Annotated in this window: 3 protein-coding genes; all 3 read left to right on the top strand. The window is 38.6% G+C overall.

Annotated elements, in window-relative coordinates:
- Positions 1–5,975: BapA/Bap/LapF family large adhesin (locus OD757_RS04700; protein ID WP_263031004.1), on the top strand; the 5,975-nt coding region annotated here is incomplete at its 5' end.
- A gap of 146 nt (positions 5,976–6,121) precedes the next feature.
- Positions 6,122–7,777 carry a poly alpha-glucosyltransferase gene (locus tag OD757_RS04695; protein WP_263031003.1) on the top strand — a complete coding sequence of 552 codons (1,656 nt, stop codon included), beginning with the start codon at positions 6,122–6,124 and terminating at the stop codon, positions 7,775–7,777.
- On the top strand, positions 7,774–9,504 hold the full coding sequence (locus OD757_RS04690) for a CapA family protein (RefSeq protein ID WP_263031002.1): 1,731 nt from the start codon (positions 7,774–7,776) through the stop codon (positions 9,502–9,504). Before OD757_RS04695 ends, OD757_RS04690 begins: the two co-directional genes overlap by 4 nt.
- Positions 9,505–9,509: the final 5 nt, after the last annotated feature.

Below are 9,509 nucleotides of genomic sequence, written 5' to 3'. Positions count from 1 at the left end.
ACGCTGAGGCTGTAGATGCACAAGGTAATGTGGATGCTGCTGATGCAGATGTAACCTTAACCATTGACACAACTCCACAAGATCTCATTACAGCGATCACGGTTCCTGAAGACTTAAATGGCGATGGTATCTTGAACGCTGCGGAACTTGGTACAGACGGTACATTCAATGCACAAGTGGCATTGGGACCAGATGCAATCGACGGCACAGTGGTCAATGTTAACGGTACGAACTACACCGTAACAGCAACTGATCTTGCAAATGGCTTTATCACAGCAACTCTTGCGGCAACAGCGGCAGATCCTGTGACTGGTCAGATTGTGATTCACGCTGAGGCTGTAGATGCACAAGGTAATGTGGATGCTGCTGATGCAGATGTAACAGTAACACTCGATGTTACTCCACCAGATATCACTACAACTGTGTTAGCAATTGACTCAGTTACTGCTGATAACATTCTGGACGCAACAGAGGCTGGCGGAACTGTGACCTTAACAGGTACGTTAACTAATATTCCTACAGATGCTGCAACAACAAATGTTGTGGTGACTGTAAATGGTGTTGACTATACTGCAACCGTGGATGCAGCAACGGGTCTTTGGACCGTTGATGTAGCTGGTAGTGGCCTTGCACTAGATACAGACTTAACAGTTGATGCTAAAGCTACCTTCACAGACCTTGCTGGAAACAGTAGTACTCTTCAAGATACGCAAACTTATACTCTTGCAGGTTCTATTACTGCCTTTGACAACACTGATCATGCAGTTCTTAGTCCACAACCAGCTCTTGTGGGTAATGATGTAAGTCTAGGCAGTACTTCTTATTTAGTACTTACTTCTGTAGCAGGTTTAGACCTTCAACTCGGTGGTAATTCTCTAGGATTTACTGTCGCTGCTGGTCATGAAGGTGATGTAACTTTCCAATATAGTGGCTTAATCGACGCAGCTGTACTTTCTGATTACAAGTTAGTAGTTCAGAAATTCAATACAACAACTAACCAGTGGGAATCTATACACGGTGATGCTGGTTCATCTTTAATTAGCTTGCACTTGTTAGGTATCGGTACAGGAAATGTTCCTGGTGCAGTCCTTGATGGTTTAGATGCTGGTCAATACCGTGCCTTCTTAGCCTACGATGGATTGTTAGGAATTGGCGTGTTAGGTACACTTTCTGCCACTATGGATGATTATGACTTGTCTGTAGCCGGTGGATATGAAATTGGTAATGCCGAAGGTAACGTGATTACTGATCCTGATCCAACAACAGGTCAAATCGATCAAGTAACCGCAGATACTTATGTTTCGTCAGTGAATGGTCATCCGATTGATGCTGATGGAGAAACATTTGCAGGTACTTACGGAACAATTACTTTCTATCAAGATGGTAGTTATGTTTATGTACCAAATGCAGATGGTTCTGGTGTAGGTCAAACTGATGTATTCACATATACGTTAACTGACTCAGTAACAGGAGCAACAGGACAAGCTAATCTTAATATCATGTTTGATTCGATTCGTGCAGCTGATAACCTTGTTGAGGTTGAACTCAATCCACAATATCAATTGGTGGGTACAGAGACTGATTCAGCATTCTATGGCGTTCTATTGAATGTTGGAAATATTGTTGACTTACAACTACTCACTGTAGACACAGTTGACTTTAATATCGCTGCTGGTCAGGAAGGCGTTGCAACATTTAGCTTCAATAGCTTGATTGGTGCATCTGCCTTAGGTGACTACAATGTTGTGTTGCAAAAATACAATGATGTGACAGGACAATGGGAAGCGGTGAATGGTACAGGTGATCGTTCATTACTGAACTTGACCCTACTCGGTTCTACGCCAACTGCGCAAATAGGTGGACTTACAGAGGGTGAATATAGAGCATTCTTATCATTCAATGGTTTGGTAGGCGGAGCAGTAGCTGTAACATTAAACGGCAGTGTAGATGTTTATAACCCTGGGGTTATTACTGGTTACGATGTCGTAGCAGCTCATGGCAACCTAATCTCTGATCCAAATACAAATGGTGATGTTGATATTGCTACACCTAACAGCATTATCAGCGAAGTGAATGGTATTGCAGTTGGTGCATCTCCAACTGAAATTGTCGGCACCCACGGTACTTTACTCATCTATGCAAATGGTGATTATACCTATACGCCAAATGCGGATAGTGCTGGTTTAGGTCAAGTTGATCAATTTACCTATACCTTGTTAGACCCAGCTTCTAATACAACTTCACAAGCAACATTCTATGTACATCTAGATAGTAAAGTTGTGGATATGAATTGGAATGCAGCTGATCCATCGCAACCTGCTACTGTAACGATTACAGCAGTAGATGATGCAGTAAATGCTGCAATTGCTGCTGAGCCTCATCTCATCGAAGATGACAGAGCATTGGGTAGTGCAACTTATCTTGCATTGTTATCGTTGGCCGGTATCAATCTACAAGCTCCTTTACCATTCGTGAATAGTACTGTGAACTTCAATGTAGGTGCTGGTGAAAATGGTACTGCGACCTTTAAATACAGCAGTTTAATTAATGAAGGCGCGCTTGGTGATTACCAACTCGTAGTTCAAAAATTCAATACTGTAACAAATCGTTGGGAGTCCATTACTGGTAGCAGTGAAGCTTCTTTACTGAACCTAAGCGTATTGGGTATCGGTGTGAACGCAACACCAGGAGTAGTTGTTGAGGGACTTGACGAAGGTCAATACCGTGCCTTTATGACTTATAACGGTCTATATGGTAAGAGTATCCTAGGTACCTTAACTGGTACGATGGATGTCTATGATCCAAATCAAATTGACTTTACTGGTCTAGCAACAGAAGGCAATGTGATTACCGGTCTTGGCGTAGGTACAAATGCCGATACAGTAACTGGCTTCACAATTGTTGACTCTGTTACTGTGAACAGTGTGACTACGAATGTTGATCCAAATACTGGCACAATTATTCAAGGCCAATACGGTACGCTTCAAATATTCGCGAATGGTGATTACATCTATACGCCGACTAATACGAATGCGAACTTAGGTCAAGTTGATCACTTCACTTATACCTTGTCTGATCCTCTGGGTGGTAACATAAGTGCAAGTCTAGACTTCACTATTGGCAACAGTGCGCCAGTAATTGCCGTAGATGATCTTGCTGTAGCAGTAATTAACCCTGAGTATCTGCAAATTGGCAACGATGTGGCTGTAGGCAGTACCACTTATCTAGCATTATTATCATTGACTGATAATTTTGACTTCCAGGCAGGTGGACAAAGCGTCAACTTTACTCTGACTGATGCGACTTTAAATGATGTAACGTTTAACTACAGTGCGCTTATCAGTGCAAGCTTGTTAGCCGATTATGTTCTTGTAGTTCAGAAATTCGATACTGCAACGAATCAATGGGTAGCTGTGAATGGTACTGGAGATGCTGACTTACTCAGTCTTGCAGCCTTTGGTGGAAATTCGGTGACATTGGAAGGTCTAGCTGCTGGTCAATATAGAGCTTATATGACTTATGCTGGCGGTGGTGTCGGAGTTAGTCTGCTAGGTACATTGTCAGTTCAAAAAGATGTATTTGATGCGACAAATATCACAGGCTACAGTACACAAGTCGCTGAAGGTAACGTTATCCATGATGTTGGTCTAAATGGACACGCAGATACTGCTTCTGGTTTCAGTACAGTGACTAGCGTTGACTTTAATGGCACGACATTTGCGGTTAATGCGACAGGTGTAACAACCATTATTGGTGACCACGGTACATTGTCAATCTACGCTAATGGTAATTACAGTTATCAACCAACTGGTGATGCTGCAAGCCTTGGACAAGTTGATCAGTTTACTTACACCTTGTCAGATGGTCTGAATACATCGCAAGCGACCTTGTATCTCCATATTGATAGCGATGCTGTCGATATGACTTGGAATACAAGTGACCCATCACAACCTGCTGACATCACAATTACTCCTGTAGATGCAATCGATAATGTGGCTTCTGCTGCTGTTGATATCGTGCCTCAAGGCGACCTTGGTGTAGCTGTAGGTTCTGCAACTTATTTAGCACTGATAGGAATTACAGAAAACTTAAATGTTTCCTTGTTGGGAACCCCAAGTGTTGGATTTACGATTGCCTCTGGACATGAAGCTGATGTGACATTCGCATATGCTCCATTGCTTTCACTATCGTTGTTTAATGACTATAAAGTTGTTTTACAACAAAAAGGTGCTGATGGTGCTTGGCATAATATTGACGGTGGTTCGAGTACCGGTTTACTCAATATTGGTTTACTAGGTAACGGTGGAATTGGTGTTACTGTTCCAGATCTAGGCCAAGGTGAATACCGAGCATTTATGGTTTACACCGGATTGGGTGTAGGTATTCTAGGTACAATGAGTGTAGTGAAAGATGACTTCAATTACACAGTTGCTCCTACAAACAACGCTATCGTTGCCGATGGTAATGTATTGACTGATGATGTAACGACCTTAACTACACAGGTTTCAACTGTAACTTCTGAGGTTGTAGGTGCGTTACCACAAACTGTTGGAACAGATACAGTTATAAACGGTGCATACGGTACATTGGTGATTTCTACAAATGGCCATTACACCTATACACCAAATACAACTGATGTAAGTGCAATTGGTAAAGTGGATTCATTCACTTACACAATCCGTGATGTATTAACAGGAGCAACTGATACAGCGACATTACATGTTCAAGTTGGTTCGCCAGATGTAACTATCGTATGGGATGCTGCTAATCCAGCAAATGATGGCGTAGTACAGTTAACTGCTAACCCTGACCACGTTATAACCACTACAGATTTCTCAAATGCTGAGGACCTGCCGGTAGATGTGGTAAGCCCAGTAGTTTCTGTAAATCTCATTGGTTCTAATTCAGTATTCTCTGATCAGTTTGTAGTAGGAGCTGGAACAGTTGCTAATATTGATTTATCAGCGGTTTATACAGCACAACCTTTAGCAAGCTTATTACCGACAGTAAGTTATGTGATCCAAAGCTGGAATGGTACAGCGTGGGTGAATACAATTTACTCAGGTTCTCAAACTGCTCTAGGAAGTGTGGCAACTATTCAAGCTGGTAGTGTTGCATTCCAAGACGCTGTTGAGCATTTAGCTGCAGGCACCTACCGCGTACAATATACGTTAACAGGTGTTTCACTTGGAGCGACTTCACTAGATACGAATGTTTCTACGACCACAGTTCATCTAGATACTTATCGTTCAGATTGGATCAGTGGAAATGTATTAGCAGGAGACAACATCGGTGGAGTAGCGGATACAGGCATCCTATCTCATGAGGGAGCTAAACTCCAAGTTTGGGATAATGCTCAAAGTGCGTATGTTGATGCAGTTGGACAAACAATCAATACTGGTAACGGTCTATTGATTATGCAATCAAATGGTGAATATGAGTACCGTCCAAATGATGTGACTACAACCACACAATTGGCGTCTACAGATAGTATTGACTACAAGATTGTGTCTGTAACTGGTGGGGTTGAATCTCAATCAACATTAACGATTGATTTGACTCATCCTGATTACAATCTACTTTATTCTAGTACTTCTGCGAATGATACATTCACTACAGGTACTGGTTCAGACACCGTGATTTACCAAGTGTTAAATAACGTTGCTATAGGCAATGGAGGTAATACCGGTGGCAATGGCGTAGATACTTGGACTGACTTCCATGTTGGGAATATTGCTACAGATAAACAAGCTGATCTGATTGATATCAGAGGATTACTCGATGGAGCCCAAACAGACGCCAATATTGGAGAGTATTTAAATGTCACTGTAAGTGGTGGTAATACAACAATCCAGATTGACCGTGATGGGTTAACAGGTTTATTCCCTGCAAATAACTTCACGACATTGTTAGTCTTACAAGGTGTTACTACAACAGAGAATGAGTTACTTAATAATGGCCAAATTCTCTACTAATAGATCATTAACCAAATAAAGAAAAAGAGCCTTCGGGCTCTTTTTTTATGTTTAAACAATACGTTAACTTAGCTTTTAGCGTGTTCATGCTATGATGTATTGAAAATTTTATAGAACAACAAATAACGGATAGGGACTAAATTCGAGTGACAGCATTTTTACATTTCCAAAGACAACTGAAACTTTGGTTAGAACAAGTTGTTCAGCACCTTCCGAGTCTTAAACAGGATATTATTTTATTTTTATCTTATGGCCCTAAAGACGAAAGATGTAACGTATGGCACAGTGAAAAAACAAGCTTTTCACAAGCGAAAATACAATTATTAGATTTTATGAATGACCAGTTTGCACAGGAATCGCTTACTGATTATATAAAAATTGATATTGCATATAACTTAACGAAACAAGCTTGGAAAGAAGTAGAGCAGCAGGTCCATCATCAATTTCACAACAATCACTACCGTAAAGGCATTGGATTTGATGAACACTGTTCAGTGGCTTTTCTTGAACAAGAAATTTATGGAAAAGCAATTATTCGAGGTTTGAGCTATGACAAGCCAAACTTTTTTGATGAAACAAACCTGAATTATGCAATTAAGCAAAAATATAACGCTACAAAACCACAGATTAGACTACAAGAGCTACATGACGTTTGGACCTTTGATACCTATGCAGCATTTTATGAAGATGAACAGTTCATTAATTTAGCTAGTCGCGATGATGCAAATGGAATTAGAGGAATTTCAAACAATAAAAAACAGCATTTTCAGCAGTTAATAGAACAAAACTCAGCATTCTTACATGATCAGATTCAAGAAAATGGCAAATTTATTTATGGCTATTTTTCTGCCTATGATCGTGACATTCGTAACTATAATACGGTCCGCCACTGTACCTCAGTATATGCCTTACTAGAAACATTTGAAGTGCAGAGTAAACCAGAATATTGGCCTAAAATACATGCTGCTATTCAATATGCTCTTACCAACTTTTATAAAGAAAAAGATTCAGAAACTGCCTTTATGATTGACGGTAATGAAGGGGAGTATGAAATTAAATTAGGTGCCAATGCGGCCGCTATTTTAATGTTAACTAAATATCAAGAAATCACCCAAAAAACTGATTATCAAAAATATGCAGAAAAACTCGCAAATGGTATTTTAAAGCTAGTAGATTCGAATGGATCTACAACTCATGTATTAAATTATCCAGATTATGATTTAAAAGAAAAATTCAGAATTATTTATTATGATGGTGAAGCGGCTTTAGCTTTATTAAGGTTATATCAAATTAATCAAAATTCTATTTTATTAGAAACTGTTAAATTAATGTTTGAATATTTTATTAAAAATAGATATGAGAAATATCATGATCATTGGTTAAGTTATTGTACAAATGAACTCACTAAAATATGTCCTGAAGATAAATATTTTATTTTTGGTTTAAATAATTATTTAAAACATTTTATTTTTATTAAAAATCGAAAAACAACGTATGCAACTTTATTAGAAATGCTAATGGCTGCTTATAAAATGGTGAACCGTTTAAAAGAGCAGGGACGGACAGCACTTTTTGAGCAGGCTTATATGTCTGAGCTTCAAAAGCTAATTGAGTTTAGAGCTGATTTTCAAACTACAGGATTTTTTTATCCGGAAATGGCGATGTATATGGCGCGGCCAGATAAAATTTTACATGCATTTTATATCCGTCATGATCGTTTTCGAGTAAGGATTGATGACCAAGAGCATAACTTATCGGGCTACATCGCCTATGTAAAAGATTACAAAGGTGATGAGTCATGAAGTATCAACCCGTTGAAATCAAATTATTAGCTCATATCGACACTAAAAATGTTGATGAAGCTATATGGCAATTCGAGTTTGATGATGATATTTCAACACTACTGCTAATCGACTATACATTAGAGCAATTCCAACAAAAAAATATACAGGCTCAAGATGTTTATGTTGTACCAGAACACCTATCTGAGCAAGTTGGTCAGCAAAAGCTAGGCCTAAAGCCCTCTGATCATTACACCTTTAGTGAACTATTGCAGTTCTTAATTTTTACCCAAGCAGCAGATGTAAAAGATGCTTTAAGCAATATGCTTTGCGGTACCATTGAACAGACAAATTTAGTTTTATTAAAAAGAGCAGCTACCTATAATTTAAATTTCAAAAAAGAAAGTACACACAACCAATTAAGATATTTGTTTTTATTAGTCAGACATATTTATTCCTATCCAGCTGAAATCAGAAAACAATTCTTTGTAAAAGAGCTGAATTTTAAAGGAAAGTCTTATCACCCTCAGACACCATTAATGGCAAAGAATGTAGTAGAAGTTTTATATCTTTCTAATTCATTTAGAACAATTTATTTGACGTTCTTTGAAGAAAATCAGACCATTGGTTTCTTTTCATTTTTAGATGATATTCACCGAATTGAACACTTAGTTCCTTACTATCACTGCTTCCAAGACCAGAGTGTAAAAGCTAAAGTTTGCTCTACCCAAAGCGGTATTATCAACATTTTAGGAGATTCTTATTTTGGGGAAGTCTACACTGAAAAACGTAAGGCTAGAGCAGAAATAGATGCACTACAACAATATGGGTACAGTTATTCATTCGACAATATAAAAGCTTTTTTAGGGGAAAATGACGTAAATATTGCTAACTTTGAAGCAGTTTTTTCTTTAGAAAACCAATCACCCTTAACACATAAAAAGCCATTTATTCTTAAAGCTGATGCTGAAAAAACATTAGCAGAATTTAAAAATATTCATCTTAACCATGTTGTGTTGGCTAATAACCACCTAAAAGATTATGGCGATGAAGGGCTGGCCTATACATTAAAGCAATTTGATCAGGCCAATATTTCTTATATTGGTGCAGGCTCAAATCAAAAAGATGCCCATAGCTACTTTGAAATCGCTTTTAATAACAAACAGTACGCTATTTTTAATGGCTATTGGCACAGAGACACTGCCTATCTAGATTATGATTTTTATGCATTAGGATCAGGAAGTGGAGTCGCTTGTTTAAATGGAGTCTTACTTGAACAAATTGTTCGTTATAAGCTGACTTATCCTGAACATAAAGTTATTGTGATTTGTCATTGGGGGATCGATTTTAAGCCCATTACAAAAGAGCAGAGTAAGCTTGCTGAGATTCTAACTCAAGCGGGTGCTGACCTTGTTATCGGTCATGGTGCTCATACTATCCAACCAATTAAAGTGATTAATCAGAAGCCAGTAGTATTTGGTATTGGCAATGCGGTCTTTAATAGTAATGGTGAATATGACAAACACAGTGCTTTGCCGTATGGGTGTATAACACGACTAGATTTATCAAAAGATCGACTGCGTTTATATCCGATCTATACTAATAATTTGAAAACATTTTGGCAGCCTTATCCAGTCAATGAGGAAGACTTTTCAAAGGCCAGCAGTTACATGACTTCATTACTGACCCCAGAAAATTATTATGCGGCACAAGATGATCTAGGTTTTTATATCGAACTGAGCTTTTAAAACCT

Origin of the sequence: Acinetobacter sp. AYS6, from assembly GCF_025630795.1 — a bacterium.
Taxonomy (GTDB): Bacteria; Pseudomonadota; Gammaproteobacteria; order Pseudomonadales; family Moraxellaceae; genus Acinetobacter.
The sequence above is the reverse complement of the archived record's forward strand: the minus strand, read 5'-3'. Positions and strand labels throughout refer to the sequence as shown.

Excerpts from the sequence above, each read along its gene's own strand:
- OD757_RS04690 (WP_263031002.1), top strand. The coding sequence starts at position 7,774 with ATGAAGTATCAACCCGTTGAAATCAAATTATTAGCTCATATCGACACT.